At 61.5% G+C, this 22,755-nt stretch carries 15 protein-coding genes and 2 pseudogenes; 4 read left to right on the forward strand and 13 right to left on the reverse strand.

Annotation, left to right across the window (positions count from 1 at the left end):
• Positions 1–157: 157 nt before the first annotated feature.
• The 9 genes and pseudogenes from FQ192_RS28295 to FQ192_RS34670 all read right to left on the reverse strand — a co-directional run.
• On the reverse strand, positions 158–904 hold the full coding sequence (locus FQ192_RS28295) for an SDR family oxidoreductase (protein ID WP_149661476.1): 747 nt from the start codon (positions 902–904) through the stop codon (positions 158–160).
• A gap of 242 nt (positions 905–1,146) precedes the next feature.
• On the reverse strand, positions 1,147–3,228 hold the full coding sequence (locus tag FQ192_RS28305) for a bifunctional diguanylate cyclase/phosphodiesterase (RefSeq protein WP_149661478.1): 2,082 nt from the start codon (positions 3,226–3,228) through the stop codon (positions 1,147–1,149).
• A 97-nt stretch (positions 3,229–3,325) separates the two neighbouring features.
• Positions 3,326–3,532 carry a hypothetical protein gene (locus FQ192_RS34115; protein WP_178129261.1) on the reverse strand — a complete coding sequence of 69 codons (207 nt, stop codon included), beginning with the start codon at positions 3,530–3,532 and terminating at the stop codon, positions 3,326–3,328.
• Between the two features lie 5 nt (positions 3,533–3,537).
• Positions 3,538–5,019, reverse strand: coding sequence for an efflux transporter outer membrane subunit (locus FQ192_RS28310; protein WP_149661479.1), 1,482 nt, complete (start codon positions 5,017–5,019; stop codon positions 3,538–3,540).
• Complete coding sequence (locus FQ192_RS28315) at positions 5,016–8,123, reverse strand: efflux RND transporter permease subunit (RefSeq protein ID WP_149661480.1); 3,108 nt, start codon at positions 8,121–8,123, stop codon at positions 5,016–5,018. The genes FQ192_RS28310 and FQ192_RS28315 overlap by 4 nt, the downstream gene beginning before the upstream one ends.
• Positions 8,124–8,226: 103 nt before the next feature.
• A complete protein-coding gene (locus FQ192_RS28320) occupies positions 8,227–11,322 on the reverse strand; it encodes an MdtB/MuxB family multidrug efflux RND transporter permease subunit (RefSeq protein ID WP_149661481.1) in 3,096 nt (1,031 codons plus the stop codon).
• Positions 11,319–12,629 carry an MdtA/MuxA family multidrug efflux RND transporter periplasmic adaptor subunit gene (locus tag FQ192_RS28325; protein ID WP_149661482.1) on the reverse strand — a complete coding sequence of 437 codons (1,311 nt, stop codon included), beginning with the start codon at positions 12,627–12,629 and terminating at the stop codon, positions 11,319–11,321. The genes FQ192_RS28320 and FQ192_RS28325 overlap by 4 nt, the downstream gene beginning before the upstream one ends.
• Before the next feature lie 173 nt (positions 12,630–12,802).
• Positions 12,803–13,303 carry a thiol peroxidase gene (gene tpx / locus FQ192_RS28330; RefSeq protein ID WP_008030203.1) on the reverse strand — a complete coding sequence of 167 codons (501 nt, stop codon included), beginning with the start codon at positions 13,301–13,303 and terminating at the stop codon, positions 12,803–12,805.
• Positions 13,304–13,578: 275 nt separating this feature from the next.
• A pseudogene (locus tag FQ192_RS34670) lies at positions 13,579–13,662 on the reverse strand (polyketide cyclase); the annotation flags it as partial.
• Positions 13,663–13,767: 105 nt separating this feature from the next.
• Between FQ192_RS34670 and FQ192_RS28340 the strand changes: the two are divergent.
• From FQ192_RS28340 to FQ192_RS28350, 3 genes and pseudogenes are all read left to right on the forward strand, one after another.
• Positions 13,768–14,193, forward strand: a complete 426-nt coding sequence (locus tag FQ192_RS28340) for a YciI family protein (RefSeq protein ID WP_149661484.1) — start codon at positions 13,768–13,770, stop codon at positions 14,191–14,193.
• A 290-nt stretch (positions 14,194–14,483) separates the two neighbouring features.
• Positions 14,484–15,275, forward strand: a complete 792-nt coding sequence (locus tag FQ192_RS28345) for a hypothetical protein (protein ID WP_149661485.1) — start codon at positions 14,484–14,486, stop codon at positions 15,273–15,275.
• Between the two features lie 10 nt (positions 15,276–15,285).
• Positions 15,286–15,909 (forward strand): annotated as a pseudogene (locus FQ192_RS28350) (DUF1254 domain-containing protein); the annotation flags it as partial.
• 164 nt (positions 15,910–16,073) lie between these two features.
• Here FQ192_RS28350 and FQ192_RS28355 read toward each other — a convergent pair.
• Positions 16,074–16,745, reverse strand: a complete 672-nt coding sequence (locus FQ192_RS28355; RefSeq protein WP_149661486.1) for a DUF3313 domain-containing protein — start codon at positions 16,743–16,745, stop codon at positions 16,074–16,076.
• A gap of 207 nt (positions 16,746–16,952) precedes the next feature.
• Between FQ192_RS28355 and FQ192_RS28360 the strand changes: the two genes are divergently transcribed.
• Complete coding sequence (locus FQ192_RS28360; RefSeq protein ID WP_149661487.1) at positions 16,953–19,313, forward strand: tetratricopeptide repeat protein; 2,361 nt, start codon at positions 16,953–16,955, stop codon at positions 19,311–19,313.
• A 128-nt stretch (positions 19,314–19,441) separates the two neighbouring features.
• On the opposite strand, the gene FQ192_RS28365 is transcribed toward FQ192_RS28360, so the two are convergent.
• The 3 genes from FQ192_RS28365 to FQ192_RS28375 form a co-directional block, all read right to left on the reverse strand.
• Positions 19,442–20,410: a hypothetical protein gene (locus FQ192_RS28365; protein WP_149661488.1), complete on the reverse strand. Its 969-nt coding sequence runs from the start codon at positions 20,408–20,410 to the stop codon at positions 19,442–19,444.
• A gap of 180 nt (positions 20,411–20,590) precedes the next feature.
• Entirely contained in the window at positions 20,591–21,070 is a 480-nt protein-coding gene (locus FQ192_RS28370) for a DUF934 domain-containing protein (RefSeq protein ID WP_149661489.1), read from the reverse strand.
• Complete coding sequence (locus FQ192_RS28375) at positions 21,067–22,740, reverse strand: nitrite/sulfite reductase (protein ID WP_149661490.1); 1,674 nt, start codon at positions 22,738–22,740, stop codon at positions 21,067–21,069. The genes FQ192_RS28370 and FQ192_RS28375 overlap by 4 nt, the downstream gene beginning before the upstream one ends.
• Between the last annotated feature and the right edge of the window lie 15 nt (positions 22,741–22,755).

Genomic DNA, 22,755 nt, shown 5'->3' on the forward strand with positions numbered 1-22,755 from the left:
AGTGATCGCGTGATCGTTCCCACGCGCCCCGCCTGATCGTTCCCACGCTCTGCGTGGGAATGCCGCCACGGACGCTCCGCGTTCGGCTCTGGATGTGACGCGGAGCGTCACGGGATGCATTCCCACGCAGAGCGTGGGAACGATCAGCGGTTAGCGGTTAGCGTCCGCCACCCAAATCCACAAACGTCCCGGTCGCATACGAAGCCTTGTCCGACAACAACCACACAATCGCCTCGGCCACTTCATCCGGCCGCCCACCCCGGGCCATCGGGATGGCCGACTCCAGCTTGCTGACCCGATCCGGATCGCCGCTCAGCGCGTGGAAATCAGTGTAGATAAAACCGGGGCGCACGGCGTTGACACGAATCCCCTCGCCCGCCACTTCCTTCGACAGGCCGATGGTGAAGCTGTCCAGCGCACCTTTTGAGGCGGCGTAATCCACGTACTCGTTGGGCGAGCCCAGGCGCGAAGCGACTGAAGACACATTGACGATGCTGCCACCCTGCCCGCCATGCTTGGGCGACATGCGCAAGATCGCGTGCTTGGCGCAAAGGATCGGCGCCAGGACGTTGGTCTTGAGGGTTTTGAGAATGCGAAATTCGGACATTTCGTCGATCCGGGATTTGTGCCCGACGGTGCCGGCGTTGTTCACCAGGGCGGTGACCCGGCCCAACTCGGTGTCGACGCGGTGGAACAGGGCAACCACTTCGTCTTCGATGCTGACGTCGGCGCGCACGGTAATGGCCTGGGCGCCGAGGGCGCGGACTTGCTCCAGCACATGTTGGGCAGCCTGTTCATCAGCCTGATAGTTGATACAGATCCGGTAGCCCTGTTCCGCGGCCAACAGCGCCGTGGCCGCGCCAATCCCGCGGCTGCCGCCGGTGATGACAATGACTTTTTCCATGCTGATGTTCCCCCGTTTCGAGCTTAAGCAGTCGGGGGCAAGAATAACCGCCATTGGCGGGTTTTGCATGACCTGCATCTATCGGGGTGACGATGCAGATAGGTGGCGAAGTGCTTTTCTGTGGCGAGGGAGCTTGCTCCCGCTGGACTGCGCAGCAGTCCCTGTTTTTGGGGGCCGCTGCGCGGCCCAGCGGGAGCAAGCTCCCTCGCCACAGGTTTCTACCCCACTCCAGGCAGGATCTATCAGCCCGCCGCCAGCTGTTCACCCCGAACAATATCGACCATAAAACGCTCCGCCGGCAGCGGGTGCCCGAGCAAATAACCCTGCAACGAATCACACCCCAACTTCGTCAGAAAGTCCTGCTGCACACCGGTCTCCACGCCTTCCGCCACGATCCGCAAACCCAGCGCCTGGCCCAGCGCCACAATCGCCGAAACGATGGCCGCGTCATCGCTGTCATGCTCCAGATCCCGGACAAAGCCGCGGTCAATCTTCAGCTCGTTAGCCGGCAAACGCTTGAGGTACATCAAGCTCGAATAACCGGTGCCGAAGTCATCAATGGACAAATCGACGCCCATTTCCGACAGTTCCTGCAACACGGTCATGCTCGCATCGGCGTCGCTCATGGCGGTGGTTTCGGTGATTTCCAGGGTCAGGCTGTTGGCCGGCAAATGGTGCGTGGCCAAGGCCTTGGCCACGCTCTGGACCAGGCCGGCGTGGCAGAACTGCAAGGCCGAGAGATTCACCGCGATGCGCCAGTCGGTGTAGCCGAGCACATACCATTCGCGCATCTGCCGGCAGGCTTCGTTGAGCACCCACTCGCCGATAGGAATGATCAGCCCGGTCTTTTCCGCCAGTTCGATGAACTTGTCCGGCAGCAACATGCCCTGGGTCGGGTGCTGCCAGCGCAGCAAGGCCTCGGCGCCGACCGGACGCCCATTGCTGGCGTCGAACTTGGGTTGGTAATACAGACTGAATTGTTGATGTTCCAACGCGGCGCGCAGGTCTTGCAGCAGTTGCAGTTGCTTGCGGGCGTTGCTGTTCATCGAGGCGTCGAAGAAGCTGTGACCGTTTTTGCCTGCGCCCTTGGCGTGGTACATCGCGGCGTCGGCGTTCATCAGCAGTTCCTGGGCGGTCTGGCCATTGCCCGGATACAGCGCGATGCCGACGCTGGCGGAGATCTGCAAGTCATGCTCGGCGACCCGGAACGAGCGCGCGATCAGGCTGACCTGACGCGCCGCCAGGTTCAGTGCATCGTTGGGCTCGCTCAGGCGCACCAGCAGCACGAATTCGTCGCCGCCGATCCGCGCCAACGTGTCCTGGCTGCGCAAATCTTCGCGCAGTCGCAGGCTGACTTCGCGCAGCAACTGATCACCCATGTGGTGGCCGAAGGCATCGTTGACCGGTTTGAAGCCGTCCAGATCGATGAACATCAGCGCAAAACAACCGCCCTGCTCTTGCACCTTGGACATGGCCAGGTCGATGCGATCCGCCAGCAACGTGCGGTTCGGCAGGCCGGTCAGGGTGTCGTGCAAGGCCAATTGGGTGAGTTCGCGGTTGGCCTCGGTCAGCGAGCGCGCAAGATCAGCGGTGCGCGCCTCCAGGCGTGCATCGAGAATCGAGGTCAGCAAGGCAATGCTCAACACCGCGAGGGTGGTGATCAGCACCAGGTTGTCCAGGCCTTTACCGCTCAAGCCATTGAGGGCCGCGCTGCAGAAACTGCCGTCCGGAAAACGCGCCGCCGCCATGCCGGTGTAGTGCATGCCGACGATGGCGAAGCCCATGATCACCGCGGCACCGCCACGGATCAGGCCCACGTAAGGCGTGTGCTGGCGCAGGCGGAAGGCAATCCACAACGCTGCGGCGGACGCACCGACGGCAATCAGCAGCGAGGCGCCGAACAGCGTCGGGTCGTAATCGATGCCCGGCACCATCAGCATGGCGGCCATGCCGGTGTAATGCATGGCGCTGATCCCGGCGCCCATCACCAGCGCGCCGAACGCCAGTTGCCAGCCCGGCAGCTTCGGCTGGCTGACCAGCCACAGGGCAAATCCGCAAGAGAGGATGGCAATGGCCAGCGAGAGCACGGTCAGGCTGAGGTCATAGCCCAGGTCGATGGGTAATTTGAACGCGAGCATGCCGATGAAATGCATCGACCACACGCCAATGCCCATGGCCACCGCCCCGCCGGCGGTCCACAGGTGGACGGCGCGGCCCTTGGTGGTGGCGATCCGGCCGGTCAGGTCAAGGGCGGTGTACGAAGCGAGGATCGCCACGCACAGCGAGATGAAAACCAGCGTAGGGGAATAGGTGCCGATGAGCATGGGATTTCTCGTGACTGCCCCTGCGTACTGCATCCATTCTCGGGGGGCAAAGTCGGCGATTGTACTGAATGCGCGGAAGAACGCACTGACAAAATTATCAAATGGCCATCAAGCCGATGAAACGCTTGTTTGACAGCAAAAATCGGAGTTTCAACGCGATCATTGTGGCGATCTGAAGGTCCGCGTTTGATCGTTCCCACGCTCTGCGTGGGAATGCCGCCACGGACGCTCCGCGTTCGGCTCTGGATGTGACGCAGAGCGTCACGTGATGCATTCCCACGCAGAGCGTGGGAACGATCAGCATGCAGGTTATTCCTTGTCACTCACCTGCAACTCCCCATCCCACCCACCGCCCAACGCCGCAATCAACTGCACGCTGGCAATCAACCGGCTCTGCAACACGTTCAACACGCTTTGTTCGTTGTTCAACGCCGTGGCTTGCACCACTACCACGTCCAGATAGGCAATCAAACCGGCCTTGTACTGGTTTTCGGTCAGGCGCAGGGAGTCGCGCGCCGCGTCCAGTGCTTCCTGACGCACCGCCGCTTCGTCTTCGAACACCTTGAGTTGCACCAGGTAGTTTTCCACTTCGCGGAAGCCATCGAGCACGGTCTGGCGGTACTTGGCCACGGTTTCGTCGTAGACCGCTTCGTTGCGGTCGACTTCCGCCGAGCGCGCGCCACCGTCGAACAACGGCAAGTCCAGTTTTGGCCCCACCGACCAGAAGCGGTTCGGCAAGCTGATCAGGTTGCTCGACGTACTGCTGCTGTAACCGCCACTGAGGCTCAGGGTCAGGTCCGGGTAGTACGCGGCTTTCGCCACGCCAATTTCGGCGTTGGCGGCAATCACCGAGCGTTCGGCGGAGGCAATGTCCGGCCGGCGTTCAAGCAATTGCGACGGCAGGCTCAGGGGGATTTGCGGCAGTTTCGGAATGTCCTGGGTTTCCGCCAGGTTGAACTGCGCCGGTGGCAGGCCGATCAGCACCGCGATGGCGTTTTCGAACTGCGCCCGTTGCCAGATCAGATCCACCAGATCGGCCTGGGTGCTTTTGAGCTGCGTCTGGGCCTGGGCCACCGCATCGCGCCCGGAGACACCGGCGCGGTACTGGTTCTGGGTCATTTGCAGCGAGCGTTGATAGGCCGCGACCGTCGATTCGAGCAAACGCTTCTGCTGGTCGATGACCCGCAACTGCAAATAGTTCTGCACCATTTCCGACTGCTGGCTCAGGCGCATGGCCGCCAGATCGGCGAAGCTCGCCTGGGCGCTGGCCGTGTCGGCTTCCAGCCCGCGGCGCAACTTGCCCCAGATATCCGCTTCCCAACTGACGCCCAATTCGGTGGTGTAGGTATTGCGAATCCCGCTGGCGGAACTGCTCAGGCTGGAACTGCTGCTGCCGGCACCCTGACTGGAACGGGTTTTACCCGCGCTCAAATCGACGGTCGGGTAAAACGCCGCGCGGGCGCTTTTCACCAAGGCCTGGGACTGGCGATAGCGGGCCTCGGCCTGGGCGACGGTCTGGTTGGCATTGTTGAGTTGTTCCACCAGGCCATTGAGCTGGCGGTCACCGTACAACTCCCACCAGGCGCCACGGGCCAGGGCATCGCTGGGACTGGCCTGACGCCAGCCCTCGGCTTCCTTGTACTGCGCAATCTCGGCCGTGTGCGGGCGCTGATAATCCGGGCCGACGGCGCAGGCGCTGACCAGGGCCATGCACAGCGCCAGGCTCAACAAGCGCGAGCCCCGGGCCAGGGCAATCGGTGCAGCCAGAGTGATAAGCGAACGGTCAGTCATAGCGGAGTTTCCAGAGCTGCATCGGTACGTATCCCACGCCATTTATTGAAGCGATGGCGCAGTTTGTCGAGGTAGAGGTAAACCACCGGGGTGGTGTAGAGGGTCAGCACCTGGCTGAAGATCAGCCCGCCGATGATGGTCAGGCCCAGCGGCTGGCGCATTTCCGCGCCCTCGGCACGACTGAGCAGCAACGGCAGCGCGCCGAGAATCGCCGCCAGCGTGGTCATCAGAATCGGCCGCAGCCGTTGCAGACAGGCGCTGCGAATCGAATCCAGCGGCGTCATGCCCTGATGCCGCTCCAACTGCAACGCCAAGTCGATCATCAGGATCGCGTTTTTCTTCACCACGCCGATCAGCAGGAACAGCCCCAACAGCGAGATCAGGCTGAACTCCCCGCCCAAGGCATAGATCGACAACAAGGCGCCGACCCCGGCCGACGGCAGCGTCGACAGAATGGTCAGCGGGTGAATGTAGCTTTCATACAACACGCCCAACACCAGATACACCGCCACCAACGCGCCGAGAATCATGAACGGCTGACTCTTCTGGGTCGCGGCAAAGGCGTCGGCGGTGCCGGCCATTTTCACGATCACGTCTTCCGGCATGCCGAGCTTGGCAATCGCCCGCTCGATGGCCGCCGTGCCCTGCTCCACCGTGACCCCTTCGGCCATGTCGAACGAAATGCTCTCGGACGCGAACTGGCCTTCGTGGCTGACCCGGTCGTCTTCCAGGCTGTTTTCGTAGTGGGCAATGGTCGAGAGCGGAATCCGCGCACCATCGGCGGTGATCACCTGAACCTGCTTGAGGGTGATCGGGTCCTGGGCGTATTTCGGATTGACCTCCATCACCACCTGATACTGGTTGAGGCTGTCGTAGATCGTCGAAATCTGCCGCTGGCTGTAGGCGTTGTTCAACACGGCGGTGACCATGTCCATGTCCACCCCCAGGCGCTTGGCCTGATCGCGGTCGACGATCAGCGTCACTTGTTGCGCGCCGCGCCCCTCGCGAGCATCAATCGCCGTCAGCTCAGGCAAGGCCCGCAGCGCGGTGACGACTTTCGGGTACCACTCGCGCAACGAACCCAGATCGGCGCTTTGCAGGATGTAGGAATATTGCGAAGTGGTCTGCTCACGCCCGCCGCCAAATTGCAGGTCCTGATCCGCCATCAACATCAACTGCGCGCCGGCGACCTTGGGCATTTCCTTGCGCAGGCGTTCGATCACCTTCTGCGCGGAAATATTGCGCTCCTTGATCGGTTTCAGGCGCACCAGCATAAAGGCGTTGTTGGTGCCGTTGGTGCCGCCGATGAACCCGGCCACGCTCTGCACCGCATCGTCCTTGAGCACGGCACGGCGGAAGACTTCCATCTTCGGCTGCATCACGCTGAACGACAGGCCGTCGTCGCCGCGCACAAAACCGATCAACTGTCCGGTGTCCTGCTGCGGCATGAAGGTTTTCGGCACCACCACGTACAGCGCAACGTTGACGCCGATGGTCACGATCAGGCTGAGCAAGGTCAGGCGGCGGTGACGCAGCACCCAATCGAGGCTGGTGGCGTACTTGCCGACCATCCAGTCGTTGGCGCGCTGGCTCCAGCGTTGCAGACGGTTTTCCTGGCCCGGCGTATGCGGCTTGAGCCAACGGGCGCAAAGCATCGGGGTCAGGGTCAACGACACGATCAGCGAGACGACGATGGACGCCGCCAGGGTGATGGAAAACTCGCGGAACAGGCTTTCGATGATCCCGCCCATAAACAGGATCGACAGGAACACCGCCACCAGCGACACGTTCATCGACAGCAAGGTGAACCCGACTTCCTGGGCCCCGAGGTACGCCGCTTTCATCGGCGGCACGCCTTTGTCGATGTGCCGGGAAATGTTCTCCAGCACCACGATGGCGTCGTCCACCACCAGCCCGGTGGCGAGGATCAGCGCCATCAGCGACAGGTTGTTCAGGGAAAACCCGTAGAGGTACATCACCGCGAAGGTGCCGACCAGCGACACGGGCACCGCCAGCGTCGGAATCAGCGAGGCGCGGAAGTTACCGAGGAACAGGAACACCACCAGAATCACCAGCGCCACGGCGATCAGCAGGGTCATTTCCGCTTCATGCAACGTCGCCTTGATCACCGGCGAACGGTCCATGGCCAGGTTCAGCTTGACGCTGGCCGGCAACACCGCCTGCAACGCCGGCAACTGCGCCTTGATCTCGTTGACCGTTTCGATGATGTTGGCGCCGGCCTGGCGGTTGATCACCAGCAGCACCGCCGCATCATTGTTGAAGAAACCGCTGTTGTAGCGGTCCTCGACGCCGTCGCTGACCGTGGCCACATCCTTCAGGCGCAGGGCCGCGCCGTTGTTGTAGTGGATGATCAGCGACTCGTAGTCCTTGGCCTTTTCCAGTTGATCGTTGGCCTGCACCTGCCACAGACGCTGGTCGTCCTCGACCGAACCTTTCGGCCGGCGCACGTTGGCATTGGCGATGGTGTTGCGCACATCGTCCAGGGCCACGCCGTACTGGTTCAGCGCCTGGGGTTCGAGTTCGATGCGCACCGCTGGCAGCGAGCTGCCGCCGATCTGCACTTCGCCCACGCCCTGCACCTGGGACAGGCTCTGGGACAGGATCGTCGAGGCCAAGTCGTAGAGCTGGCCTTTTTCCAGTACATCCGAGGTCAGGGACAAGACCATGATCGGCGCTTGCGACGGGTTGACCTTCTTATAGGTCGGCATGCTGCGCATACCGCTGGGCAGCAGGTTGCGCGAGGCGTTGATCGCCGCTTGCACTTCCCGCGCCGCACCGTTGATGTCGCGGTCGAGGTCGAACTGCAAAATCACCCGGGTCGAGCCCTGGCTGGAGCGGCTGCTCATGGTGTTGACCCCGGCGATGGCGCCGAAGGAACGTTCCAGCGGCGTGGCCACGGTCGAAGCCATTACCTCCGGGCTGGCGCCGGGCAGGCTGGCCTGGACCACGATCACCGGGAAGTCCATCTGCGGCAGCGGCGACACCGGCAACAGGCCGAAACTTACGCCGCCCAGCAGCATGATCGCCAACGAAAGCAGCATGGTTGCCACGGGACGTTTGATGAACGGTCCTGAGAGATTCATGGACGACAGCTCCAAGCTTCAAGCCATAAGCTGCAAGAGAAAAGCAGGCCGTGCGCAGGCTTTAACTTGCCGCTTGCCGCTTGAAACTTGCAGCTGACCGGCGTCATACCACCACCTCTTTCGACTCGGTCTTGCCAAAGCGGCGTCCCAACCGATCGAAATACAGGTAAATCACTGGCGTAGTGAACAAGGTCAGCACCTGACTCACCAGCAACCCGCCAACCATCACCAGGCCCAGCGGTTGACGCAATTCCGCGCCCGAACCGGTAGCGAGCATCAACGGCACCGCGCCGAACAACGCCGCCAGGGTGGTCATCAGGATTGGCCGGAACCGCAGCAACGCCGCTTGATAGATCGCTTGCTCCGGCGCCATGCCCTGATTGCGCTCAGCGTCGAGGGCGAAGTCGATCATCATGATCGCGTTCTTTTTCACGATGCCGATCAGCAAGATGATGCCGATGATCGCGATCATCCCCAGGTCGTTGCCGGTCAGCAGCAGCGCCAGCAATGCACCGACCGCCGCCGAGGGCAAGGTCGAGAGGATGGTGATCGGGTGAATGTAGCTCTCGTAGAGCACGCCGAGCACGATGTACATGGTCACCACCGCCGCCAGGATCAGCAGCAAAGTGCTCGACAGCGACGCCTGGAACGCTTCGGCCGCGCCCTGGAACTGGGTCTGCACGCCAATCGGCATGCCGATGTCCTTCTGCACCTGGTCGATAACGTCCACCGCATGCCCCAGCGCCACGCCGGGCGCCAGGTTGAACGACATCATCACCGCCGGGAACTGGCCGATGTGGGTGATCGCCAATTGCGTCTGGCGTTGTTCGACATGGGCGAGACTGGACAGGCGCACCTGACCGCCATCGGTGGTCTTGACGTGAATCTGGTTCAGCGCGTCCGGGCCGATTTTCTCGCCGGACTGGGATTGCAGGACCACGCGATACTGGCTGGCCTGGGTGTAAATCGTGGAAATCTGCCGCTGGCCGAAGGCGTCGTACAGCGCATCGGTGATGTTCGACACCGACACCCCGACCCGGGACGCCGCATCGCGGTCGATCACCAGGTACACCTGCAACCCCTTGTCTTGCAGATCGCTGGCGACGTCGGTCAATTCCGGGCGCTGGGCCAGGGCTTGGACCAGACGGCTGCTCCACAGGCTGAGCAACTCCGAGTCCGGCGACGACATGCTGAACTGGTACTGCGTGCGGCTGACTCGGTCCTCGATGGTCAGGTCTTGCACCGGTTGCATGAACAGGCGAATGCCGACCAGTTTGTCCACTTCCGGTTGCAGTCGGGCAATGATCTTGGTCGCACTGAGGTCCCGGGCGTTGTGGGGCTTGAGGTTGATCAGCATGCGACCGCTGTTGAGCGTCGAGTTGTCACCGTCTACGCCGATGTAGGACGACAGGCTTTCCACCGATGGATCGGCCAGGATGACTTTGGCCAGTTCCTGCTGGCGCTCGCTCATCGCCGCAAAGGAAATCGACTGCGGCGCCTCGGAAATGCCCTGGATCACCCCGGTGTCCTGCACCGGGAAGAAGCCCTTGGGCACCACCATATAAAGGAACACGGTCAGGCCGAGGGTGGCGATGGCCACCAGCAAGGTCAGCGGCTGGTGCTTGAGCACCCACTGCAATTTGCGCCCGTAGGCGGCGATCATCCAGTCGATGGTCGCGCCGCTGGCCCGGTAGAAACGGCCCTGTTCTTCTTCCTTCGGTTCCCGCTTGAGCAGCCGCGCGCACATCATCGGCGTCAGGGTCAGGGACACCACGAGGGAAATCAGGATCGCCACCGCCAACGTGATGGCGAACTCGCGGAACAGGCGCCCGACCACGTCGGCCATGAACAGCAGCGGGATCAGTACCGCAATCAGCGACAGGGTCAGGGAAATCAGGGTGAAGCCGATCTGCTTGGCGCCCTTGAGTGCCGCTTGCAGAGGACTGTCGCCCTCCTCGATGTATCGGGAAATGTTCTCCAGCATCACGATGGCATCGTCCACCACAAAACCGGTGGCGATGGTCAGGGCCATCAGGGTCAGGTTGTTGACCGAGAACCCCGCGAGGTACATCACGCCAAACGTGCCGATCAGCGACAGCGGCACGGCCACCGACGGAATGATGGTCGCGCTGGCGCGGCGCAGGAACAGGAACGTCACCATCACCACCAGGGCGATGGCGATCAGCAGTTCGTGTTGCACGTCCGTCACGGAGGCGCGGATGGTCTGGGTGCGGTCGGTCAGGACGGTGACGTCGAGGCCGGCCGGCAGGTTGTCGGTGATGCTCGGCAGCAACGCCTTGATCCGGTCCACCACCTCGATGACATTGGCCCCGGGCTGGCGCTGGATGTTCAGCAGCACGGCCTGGTTTTCATTGGCCCAAGCGGCCAGGCGTTCGTTCTCGGCGCCATCAACGATTTCCGCCACGTCCTTGAGCCGCAACGGCGCGCCGTTGGCGTAGGCCAGGATCAGGTTGGCGTAGTCCTTGGGCGAGGTCAGTTGGTCGTTGGCGTCGAGCATCGACACCCGGGTCGGGCCGTCGAAGTTACCTTTGGGCTGGTTGACGTTGGAAGCACCGACGAGGGTGCGAACGTCGGACAGGTTCAAGCCATTGGCCGCCAGGGCCTCGGGGTTGACCTTGATTCGCACCGCCTGACGCTGGCCGCCGGCGATGCTGACCATGCCGACGCCACTGATCTGGGCGATTTTCTGCGCCATGCGGGTATCGACCAAGTCATTGAGCTTGGGCAACAGCATGGTTTTGGAGGTGATGGCGAGGGTCAGCACCGGGGTGTCCGCCGGGTTGACCTTGTTGTACACCGGCGGTGCCGGCAGGTCCTTGGGCAGCAGGTTGGTCGCGGCGTTGATCGCGGCTTGCACCTGTTGCTCGGCGACATCCATGTTGATGTCGAGGCTGAAGCGCAGGGTCAGTACCGAGGCGCCGCCCGAGCTGGTGGAGGCCATTTGCGTCAGGCCCGGCATTTGCCCGAACTGGCGCTCAAGGGGCGCGGTTACGGCGCTGGTCATCACGTCCGGGCTGGCGCCGGGATAGAGGGTCATGACGCGGATGGTCGGGTAATCGACCTGGGGCAACGCCGACACCGGCAGCAAACGGTAAGCGATGATGCCGGCCAGAATAATGGCGAGCATGCTCAGGGTCGTGGCGACCGGGCGAAGGATGAACAGCCGCGAGATGTTCATGCGCCCTTCTTCACCTTGTCATTGGCGGTCGCTTCAGTGGTTTTCGCCGCGGATTTGCCTTGCAGGTGTTCGGTCGGGGTGGTCGGCACATCCTGGCTGTCGTTGACCACTTCCACTTCACTGCCTTCCTTGAGGCGGTCGGTGCCTTCCAGGACCACGCGATCACCGACGGCCAGGCCTTCGGTGATGACGGTGTTGTCACCGTCGCTGGCGCCGACTTTCAGTTGACGAATCTTGACCTTGTTGTCCCCGTCCATGGCGTAGACGAAGGTGCCGTTGGTGCCGAACTGGATCGCCGCCGAGGGCGCGAGCACCACGTCTTTGAGGGTGTCGGCCAGCAGGTGCACGTTGACGAACTGATTGGGGAACAACGCTTGATCGCGGTTATCGTAGCGGGCCTTGAATTTCAGGGTACCGGTGGTGACGTCGATCTGGTTGTCCAGGCTCTGCAGTACGCCGCTGGCCTGGATTTTCATGTCACCACGGTCCCACGCTTCGACCGGCAATTTGGCGCCGGAGTGGTAACGGGCGAGCACGGTGTCGAGGCTGTTTTCCGGCAGGGTGAAAACGACGCTGATCGGTTGGGTCTGGGTGATGATCGCCAGCGCGGTGGTGTCGTTGGCGGCGACGAGGTTGCCGACGTCGAGCTGACGCAAACCGACACGCCCGGTGATCGGCGCGCGGATCTTGGTGAATTCGAGATTGAGCTTGGCGTCGTTGACCGCCGCCTGGTTGGTCTTGACCGTGCCCAGGTATTGGCCGACCAGTGCTTCGGCGGTGTCGAGGGTCTGCTTGGCGATGCTGTCTTCTTTAAACAGACCGCGATAGCGCTCGACGTCGACCTGGGCGTTTTTCAGTTGCGCCTGGTTTTGCAGCAAGGTGCCTTCGGCCTGAAGCAAGGCGTTCTGGTAAGGACGCGGGTCGATCTCGGCCAGCAAGTCCCCGGCCTTGACCACCTGCCCTTCCTCGAAGGCAATCTTCATCAACTCGCCGGCCACGCGGCTGCGAACATTGATGGTGTTGAGCGCCGTGACCGTGCCCAGCGCCTTGTAATACAGCGGGAAGTCACCCTTGACCGCCGGGGCCACCCGCACCGGGATCGGCCCGGTCGCGCCGCCAAAGCCCGGACGCATGCCCCCGGACTTGCCCGTATGCCCGGCAACGGCTTTCGGCTTTTCGCCCGTTTTATGCTCGGTGCCGGCTGGCCAGAATTTCCAGCACACGCCAGCGACGACCAACAGGACAAGCAGGCCGAGCAGCCAGCGACGGGGACTACGGGAGGAGGATTGCATTGAATGATCAACCATGGGCGCGGGGGCTTCTTTTACAGGAGGCTGAACGATAAGCACTGGCGAGCGTTAAGCAAAGCGGCTTTACCGGCAATTTACCTTCGGCTTACGTAACAGGAGGTTTTGCTAAGACACTGAAGCACAAATGAAAACGGCCTGGACAGAGCCAGGCCGTTAACAATTGTAAAACCTTACTTGAGAACGGCGAGGGCCGCTTCGTAGTTAGGCTCTTCAGCGATTTCTTTAACCAGCTCGCTGTGCAGCACGTTGTCGTTTTCATCCAGCACCACGACAGCGCGAGCGGTCAGGCCTTTGAGCGGGCCGTCAGCAATGGCCACGCCGTAGTTTTCGATGAACTCGGCGCCACGCAGGGTCGACAGGTTCTGTACGTTTTCCAGGCCTTCGGCGCCGCAGAAGCGGGCCTGGGCGAACGGCAGGTCAGCGGAGATGCACAGCACGACAGTGTTGGCGACGTCGTTGGCCTGGGCGTTGAACTTGCGAACCGAAGTGGCGCAGGTCGGGGTGTCGACGCTTGGGAAGATGTTCAGCACTTTACGCTTGCCGGCGAAGCTCGCCAGGGTCACGTCCGACAGATTGCCGGCAACCAGGGAAAAGGCTGGCGCCTTGGAACCGGCTTGTGGCAGTTGGCCGTTGACTTGAACCGGGTTGCCTTTAAGAGTGACTTGAGCCATGAACGGAGTCCTTCTGGAGGTGTTGTTGGAAATCTGAAGAGGCCGAAGTTAACCACGAAATGGCCCGACGACCTATGCCCGGATACAAATTGTGATGTGCCAGCGCACAAATTGGATACACCACATACAAGCGACACAAAAACCCTGTAGGAGCGAGGCTTGCCCGCGAAGGCCACACTGCGGTGTATCAGGCGAACCGCATCATCGTTCTTCGCGGGCAAGCCCCGCTCCTACAGGTCTGTGTTCAGGCCAGCAACCGCAGCCTATTGCGATGCCGCGCCGCCAATGGCCGCCAGGTCGGTATATAGCGTACCGCCCTCTCCCGCCGCCACCCGGTGTTCATGACGAAAGGCAGCCAGCATCTCCTACGCTAAAAAGACGGCTTTTTTTCAGCCGCACTGTCGATTCAGCAAATGGCCATTCGACTAGCCAGTGAAGCACTCACATCCAGCGGAGATAACACCATGCAATTCATGATCATTGTCAAAGCCAGCCCGGATTCCGAGGCCGGCGTGATGCCCACCGAGGAACTGCTGACCGCGATGGGCAACTACAACGAGGAACTGGCCAAGGCTGGCATCCTCCTTTCGTGCGATGGCTTGCAACCCAGCAGCAAAGGCGCCCGCGTGCGTTTCTCCGGGGACAAACGCACGGTGATCGACGGCCCGTTCGCCGAAACCAAGGAGCTGATCGCCGGTTATTGGCTCTGGGAAGTGAAATCGAAAGAAGAAGCCATCGAATGGGTCAAACGCTGCCCGAACCCGATGCCAGGGACGGACGCCGAGATCGAGATTCGCCCGGTGTACTCGGCCGAGGATTTCGGCCCCGAGTTCACGCCGCAGTTGCGTGAGCAGGAAGAACGAATCCGTGCGCAGGCGAAAAAGAGCTGAATCGATGTCCTGGCGGGCACAGCCAGTGTGCCCGCCTCCCCCTGTAAATCCTCACATCCCGCATCAACCCCCGCCGGCAACCTACTGTTTCGCATTAACTTTTTAGCACACAGAAAAAACGCAAATACGCTCACAAAACCAAAGAATTAACCCCTTGGACTGGATAACCCGCGGTTAGCTGCTAGCTTCAAAAGACGTGTCCTGCAGGCTTGATTAGGAAAAAGACTACGCAGTAAAGGCCAAGAATATGGCCGAGTTCGTCCACTGAGCCACCAAGGAACCGGGGAATCATGTCGAAAATCCAGGGAACCCACGCCTTTTTATCGGGGGCACTCCTGGCGTATGCCTTTTGTGCGCACGCCGATAACGCCGAGGAAGCCAATAAAAGCAACAACCCGCTGAATCTGGCGCCGGGCGCCAATCTGCAGGACTACTACACGCCCAAACTCTACGACACCAACGTCCACACCAACGACACCTTGCTGCGCGGCACCTTGCCGGTGGCCCCCAACGATTTCATCGGCGTCCCGCAATTGCTGCGCGCGACCTTGCCGATCAGCACCCGCCCCGACCCGCACAACGGCTACAGCACCGGCATCGGTGACCTGAACCTGTTCGATATCTTCCTGCTCAAGACCGACGGCGTGCAGCTGGGCATCGGCCCGCAAATCACGGCGCCGACCGCCGAGCAGGATGAATTGGGCACCGGCAAGTGGCAGGCCGGCCTCGCCGCGATTGCCATCGACTCGTCACCCCGGGGCCTGCTGGGTGCGCTGGTGCAATATCAAAGTTCGTTCGCCGGCGACCATGATCGCGCCCACGTCGAAACCGCGACCCTGCAGCCGTTCATCATCCATAACCTGCCCAAGGGCTGGTACCTGCGCTCCACCGGCACTTGGACCTTCGACCTGAAGAACGACACCCATTACATCCCCATCGGTTTCGGTGGCGGCAAGGTCTGGAAGTCCGGGACCAACATTTTCAACGCCTTCGTTGAACCCCAGTGGACAGTCGAGCGTAAAGGCGATGGCTTGCCGCAATTCACGCTGTTCGCCGGGATCAACGTCACCTTCGGCAAATAAGGATTTTGATATGCATATTGCACTGCGTGCGGCGGGTTTCAGCGTCATGGCGATGTTCGTCAGTTGCGGCGTGGGCGCCCAGGCGCACGCCCAGGGCCTCGACACCCGTATCGGCGACGTGGCCATGGAAGGCGAACTTCCGGCCCATGAATCCATCGCCAAGCTTTACGCCGAGCTGGATTTCCAGCAGGCGACCCAGAGTTACCTGTGGGCCTTGCCGCTGGTGTCCTACGCCCAATGGCAGGAAGAGTTTCGCGACAAGCTCGGCGCCCACAGCGGCGACCTGATGGTGCTCAACAGTTACGAAGACAAGCTCGGCGTGATCACCGCCAACGCCACCACGCCGTACATCCTCGGCTTCGTCGACCTGAATGAAACCGGGCCACTGGTGATTGAACTGCCACCCGGCCCGACGGCGGGCGGCATCGGTGATTTCTGGCAACGGGCAATCATCGACATGGGCCAGACCGGCCCGGACAAAGGCAAGGGCGGCAAGTACTTGGTGCTGCCACCGGGCGCCGAGCCACCGGCCGACGCCGGCAAGTATTACTTGGCCAAGTCGGAAACCATGAACGTGCTGGTGGGTTTCCGCGTACTCGACCCGGACCCGGCGAAAGGCAAGGCGCTGGTCGAACCGCGGCTATGACGCGCTGCTCAGTTATTACAACCGGATGGCCCGCGTCGACTATTGAGGGACGTGTTGCGAAGGTTGCGGGTGGTCTGCTCCGCCGTCTTCGCGGGCAAGCCTCGCTCCTACATGATCGTTCCCACGCAGAGCGTGGGAACGATCAATGAGGACTACTTGGACTTGAGCTTCAAATACGACTGATGCAGATCCGAAGCCCAGCCATCGATCACGCTTTTCACGTCATCGGCCTTCATCACTTGAGTGTCGTTCTCCAGCGGTTTGCCGGTGCCTTTGCGCACCACCTGGGCCACCACCGTGTTGTTGCCGCCATCGAGGAATACCGCCTCTGTCGCCAGGGTGGTTTCCTGATCGCGAATCCCGCTGGCCGTGCTGACCGCCGCTGCCACTAACGCAATCGGGATCACTTCGTAGGGCTTGAGGCCTTCGGTCTTGCTGCTGACTGCGGTAATTGCCGCGCGCACCACGATCACGCCGGGCCCTGGGCCGGCGGCCAATGGCAGGGATTTACCCAGTTCGCGCTTGAGCGCCTGGTCGTAGTAACCGGTGATGCCGTTGAGGGTGGCCTGGGGGATTTTCACGGTGGGTTGCGGCTGGGGATAGAGCTGGGTCGGCTCGATGTAGACGCTGGTGAATTTATCGATTTTGAGTTTGGGGTCCATCCAGCGCATCACCTCGGCACCCGACGGTGACTTGGCTTCCTTGAGCTGGCTGTAGTCCTTGAGAAACCCCGAATACTGGCCCGGCTCGACCACTTTACTGGAGCAGCCAACCACCCCGATCGAGGCGATGCACAGTGTGCTCATCATTAACGCAAGCTTCATGCTGTTACTCCTGTAAGAGGTCGATAAAGAGACCTAGGTAGTTATAGCCAAATCTCAATAATCTGCCGTCATCCTCATCAAAGGTTCATCCAGGGCTGTGGCTCAGCGCACAAAGCCCATTTGACAGACGCTGGCCATCCGGCAAAGCTGCACCCAGCTTCAAAGCGCGCCCTGAACGGCCAACGCACTCGGACTACGGAAGTCGCAATGGCGAAGCATAAAAATAAAGCTGAAAACCCGAACCCTGATTCGCGCCCTCCCCTGATCAACCGCTACCTGTTTCCCGTCACCATCGGCGTATTGCTGCTGGCCGTCGCGGCGATTGGCGGGTTTCTGTTCCACAGCAGCACCCCCGCCCCGCCCAAGCCTGTCGCGGTCAGCGCGCCTGTCGTCCCGCCGGTCAAACCGGTGGTGGCTGCGGCACCGGCGACGATGGTCGATGAGCAGCCATGCCAGGGCTGCCACACCGAGCAGGTCAAGGACTGGCAAGGCTCCCATCACCAATTGGCGATGCAGCCGGCCACCGCCGACACGATGCTCGGGGACTTCAACAACGTCACCTTCAAGGCCGAAAAAGAGACCAGCGTGTTTTCGCGCAAGGGTGACGATTTCTGGGTCAACACGCCGGGGATTGATGGCAAGAATGCCGACTTCAAGGTCGCCTACACCTTCGGCATCGCACCGCTTCAGCAATACCTGATCGAGGTCGGCGAAGGCCGGTTGCAAGCCCTGGGCGTGGCCTGGGATACCGAGCAGCACCGGTGGTTTCATCTCTATCCAGGCCAGGGGGTCGACTTCAAGAACCCGCTGCACTGGAGCAAGCCGAGCCAGAACGCCAACTTCATGTGCGTCGAGTGCCATACCACGGGCTACAAACGCAATTTCGACGCGGCGAAAAACACCTTTGAAAGCCACTGGAACAGCCTCGGTGTCGGCTGCCAGGCGTGCCACGGTCCGGCGTCGAATCACCTGGAATGGACGGCGAAAAAAACCGATCTGCTCCATGCCGGGTTTGCCGTCGACCTCAAGGACAAGAACGCCACCGTCGAACTCGAAACCTGCGCCCGCTGCCACTCGCGCCGCGCGCCGTTGGGCGATGGCTACACCGTCGGCAAGCGCTTGATGGACGACTATCTGCCAAGCAACTTGACCCGCGAACTGTACGCGCTGGACGGCAAGATCAAGGACGAAGTGTTCGAACACGGCTCCTTCGCCCAGAGCAAAATGTTCGACAAGGGCGTGCGTTGCAGCAACTGCCACAACCCCCACAGCGCCGAACTCAAGGCAACCGGCAATGGCGTGTGCCTGCAATGCCACAACACCGCCGGCAAGACCGCAGTGGACGGTGTCGATGGCAAGGGTTTGCAGGCGAAGAACTACGATTCCATCGAACACACCCGCCACACACCGGGTCAGCCGGGCTCGCAATGCGTGGATTGCCACATGCCGGGCAAGTTCTACATGGGCAATGACTTTCGGCATGACCACAGCTTCAGCATTCCCAACCCCGAGCGCGCTTCGAGACTGGGGACGCCGGATGCGTGCCTGACCTGCCATCAGGGCAAGGCCGGGGACAAGGTGACCGAGCAATTCAAGCTGTGGAACACGGCGTCGGCGTCGGCTGTTCAGGCACCGCGCTATGACGAAAGCCTGTGGCTGATCCGCAATGGTCAACCGGGCGCGGCGCAGGCCTTGTACGAGCAGTTGCAGCGCAGCAACCTGCCGGCAATTCAACGGGCGACCCTGCTGGCCGAACTGCCGCTGTACCCGAGCGATCAGGCGCTGAAACTGGCGACCCAGGACTTGAGCAATACGGCACCGCAAGTGCGTGAAAGCGCGGTGCGGGCGATCAGTGCGTTCCTGCCGCCGGCGGAGCGCGCGCCGCTGCTGGCGCCGTTGCTCGGTGATCCGGTGAAGGCGGTACGGATCGTCGCCGCTCGGGATCTGCTGAGCGTGGCACGTAACGGTTTGGGCAGTGCCCAGGCCAACTGGAACGCGGCCATCGCCGAGTACGAAGACGTACAGAAAAGCCTGGCGGAACGGGCCGAGGCCAACCTCAACCTGGCCATGCTGTATCAGGCCAGTGGGCGCACGGCGGACGTCGAGCCGCTGCTGCGTACGGCGCTCAAACGCGACCCGGATTTCTACCCGGCGCTGGTGACGCTGGTGCAATGGCTGGAGGCTAGTGGTCGTGCGCAAGAGGCGCAAGCGCTGCTGGAACAGAGCGTCAAGGAACACCCGGACGCCGCGTTGCTGCTGCACACCCAGGGGTTGTCACTGATTCGCGCAGGCAACACGGCGCAAGCCATGCCGCTGCTGCGCAAAGCCGCGACGCTGGAACCGCAGAGCGCGCAGTACGGTTATGTGCTGGCGGTCGCGTTGCATGACAGTGGCAAGGTGGATGAGGCGTGCGAGGAACTGGAACGGTTGTTGAAGGTGCAACCGGCGAACCGCAATGCGCGGTTGTCGTTGATCCAGTATTACCTGGAGAACGGCAAGGAGCCCAAGGCCCAGGTGTTGTTGCAGGGGTGGAAGAAAATGAACATGGGGGACCCGGCGTTGAAATGATCGCGGTTTGATCCGAGGGCCCCTTCGCGGGCAAGCCTCGCTCCTACAGGGGGATTGCGCAACCTTGTAGGAGCGAGGCTTGCCCGCGAAGACGTCAGCTCAACCAACCCAAATCTCTGGACCCATCATCACCACGACGACCCACTCTGCGCCGCCAACGCCCGCCGGCTATTGGCCCGCATCGCCTTGATCAACGACACCGTCCCCACCAGCAGGATCGCCGCGCCAAACAGGAAGTCGATGTTGTACAGCTGGAAATCCTGCAACGGCCCCACCAGCATCATCCGAACCGCACCAATCCCCACCAGCGTCGCCAGGAAATCGATGCCTGGCTCGTCGCGATAAAACACGTGCATCAGCGGCAGGCAAATCACCAGCAGCAACAGCAAAACGATCACCTTGAACGAGCCCTTGCGCTCAACACTGAACGCGCATTCATTGGCGCTGTAAGCCTTGTAATCCTCATCGCGCACCATCGAGTTCTTCTCGTTGATGTACTCCACGCGGTTGTATTTCTGGATCGGCGTAAAGGTGTTCGACATCTCCATCAGCGTGGTGATGTGGCGCAAACGCAGGTCAATGCGCTCATTGCCTTTGAGGTAATACAGCACCGGTTTGTAGCCGTAGCGGTAGGTGTCGAATGGAAATTCGGTGGCCCGGCCCTGCACGCCGATCGGACGCGATTCCAGTTCGGCGAAGGCGCTTTTATTGTCGGACGCGAGGTTGCGGCTCAGGGGTTTGATCCGCACTTGTTCGAGGAAGATCGGCGTGGCGCCGAAGGACCATTGCAGCGGTTCCAGGCGCAGGCGCAATTCGTTGCGGCCCAGGTCGTAGCGATTGAAGGTGCGTTCGGAAACGATCACCGAACCGCCGAGCATGAACTCGCCGCGCAGGTTGTTGGTGATGCGCAGGGTCAGTTGATCCTTGCCCAGGGACAAGGCATCGGCCGACGGTGGCGTGCCGCACCAGGCGGTGCTGTCATAGGCCCCGCCCAACTGCCCGCCACGGTTTTCCTGGAACACGTAAAAGTAGCCAGCCCACAGGGTCAGCATCAACAGAAATGCCGTCAGCCCTAAAATCTTCTTGCCGAAACTCACAACGCCAGACTCCCTTCTTGATTTCGTCCATGCCGCCCAAAAATCGGCCGAGTGCGCGGACTCTACCAAAATGCCATCAACCGCCAAAGCAAAAAGATCGCAGCCTTCGGCAACTCCTACAGGTGTACTCATTCCCCTGTAGGAGCTACTGAAGGCTGCGATCTTTTGATCTTGCTGTGTTTACCGACGTCGGAATAATGGCCGCGGCTCAATCACCGACCGCCCATACAACACGCTCATCCCGGCCAGTCCCTTCAACGCATCTTCAGCCGACTTGTCCTCCCGCACCGCAAAACTGTCAAACCCGCATTGCCGCATATGGCTCAGTTGATCGCGCAACACATCCCCAACCGCCCGCAATTCACCGGCCCAACCTAGCCGTGTGCGCAACAGATATGCCTGGCTGTACCCGCGACCATCGCGAAAACTCGGAAAATCCAGGGCGATCAACGGCAGCAGGTTGAAACAGGATTTCAGGCTTTCCACCTCATCGTCCGGCCCCAGCCAAACCCCATTCCGGGTCGGTTCATCCAGCCAACGGGCCAACGGCAGAATCAACCGTCCCGAGGGCATTTCAGCGTCTACCTCCCGCACCAGCGTCCAGGGGTCATCCAGATCAATCCGCGCCACGCCCTCCTCCAGCCGCAACAGATTGTTCATACCGACGCCTCCAGCACTTTCGGGTAGATCCGCTCCTTGAACGGCTCCAGACCAATGCGTTGCACCGTATCGACGAACAATTCCTCGCTCTCGCGGTAACGGACGAAGGTGCTGATGATGCCTTCAATCACGCTGGGCACTTCGGCGGCGCTGAAGGACGGGCCGATGACTTTACCCAGCGCGCTGTTTTTCCCTTGGGCGCCGCCGAGGGTGATTTGGTACCACTCGCTGCCGTTTTTATCGACGCCAAGAATGCCGATGTTGCCGATATGGTGGTGGCCGCAGGCGTTCATGCAGCCGGAGATGTTGAGGCTGATGTCGCCCAAATCGTGAAGATAATCGAGGTCTTCGAAACGGCCCTGAATCGCCTGGGCGATGGGGATCGACTTGGCGTTGGCCAAGGCGCAAAAGTCCCCGCCGGGGCAGGCGATGATGTCGGTCAGCAAGCCGATATTGGCGCAGCCCAGCCCTTGATCGCAGGCCAGGCACCACAGGGCATAGAGGTCGGCCTTGGTCACGTCCGGCAACACGATGTTCTGTTCGTGGGCGATGCGGATTTCGCCGAAACCGAACTGCTCGGACCAGTCCGCCACCGCGTCCATCTGCTCGGCGGTGACATCCCCCGGCGGTGAGGCGATGCCGGGTTTGGTCGAGAGCACGACGCTGGCGTACCCCGGCACTTTGTGCGGCTGCACGTTGCGTGCGACCCAACGGGCGAAGGCCGGGTTCTGCGCCAGGCGCGTGCCGAAGTCCAGGTCAGTGCCGGCCAGCGCTTGATACACCGGCGGGACGAAGGCACTGGCCACGCGCTCGTACTCGACGTCGGTCAATTGCGCCGGGCCGTCCTTGAGGTGCTGCCACTCCTCCTCGACTTCCTTGGCGAAGGCGTCGATGCCCAGCGCTTTGACCAGGATCTTGATCCGCGCCTTGTACTTGTTATCCCGCCGACCGTGGCGGTTGTAGACCCGCAGCACCGCCTCGACGTAGGACAGCAAATGCTGCCATGGCAAGCCTTCGCGAATCTGCAAGCCGAGGATCGGCGTGCGCCCCAGGCCGCCGCCGACGATCACCCGCAGCAGCATTTGCCCGTCGCTGCCAGGGTAAAGATAGAGGCCGATGTCGTGCATCATGATCGCCGCGCGGTCCTGTTTCGCCGAGCAGATGGCGATCTTGAATTTGCGTGGCAGGAACAGGAATTCCGGGTTGATGGTCGACCATTGCCGCAGGATTTCCGCCAGCGGTCGCGGGTCGATCAACTCGTCCGCCGCGACCCCGGCGAAGGCTTCGGTGGTGATATTGCGCACGCAGTTGCCGGAGGTCTGGATCGCGTGCATTTCCACCTGGGCCAGGCGTTCGAGGATGTCCGGCACCTGGGCCAGTTCGATCCAGTTGAACTGCATGTTCTGCCGGGTGGTGAAGTGGCCGTAGCCGCGATCATAGTCCCGGGCGATGCTCGCCAGGGTGCGCATCTGCCCGGCGCCGAGGGTGCCGTAGGGTATGGCGACCCGCAGCATATAGGCGTGCTTTTGCATGTAGAGGCCGTTCTGCAGACGCAGCGGCAGGAACTCTTCTTCGCTCAGTTCATCGGCCATGAAGCGCTCGACCTGATCGCGAAACTGCGCAACCCGCTCGAACACCAGCGCCCGGTCATAGTCGTCGTACTGATACATGTGGCCACCTCATCA

This window comes from Pseudomonas sp. ANT_J12, assembly GCF_008370045.1.
Taxonomy (GTDB): domain Bacteria; phylum Pseudomonadota; class Gammaproteobacteria; order Pseudomonadales; family Pseudomonadaceae; genus Aquipseudomonas.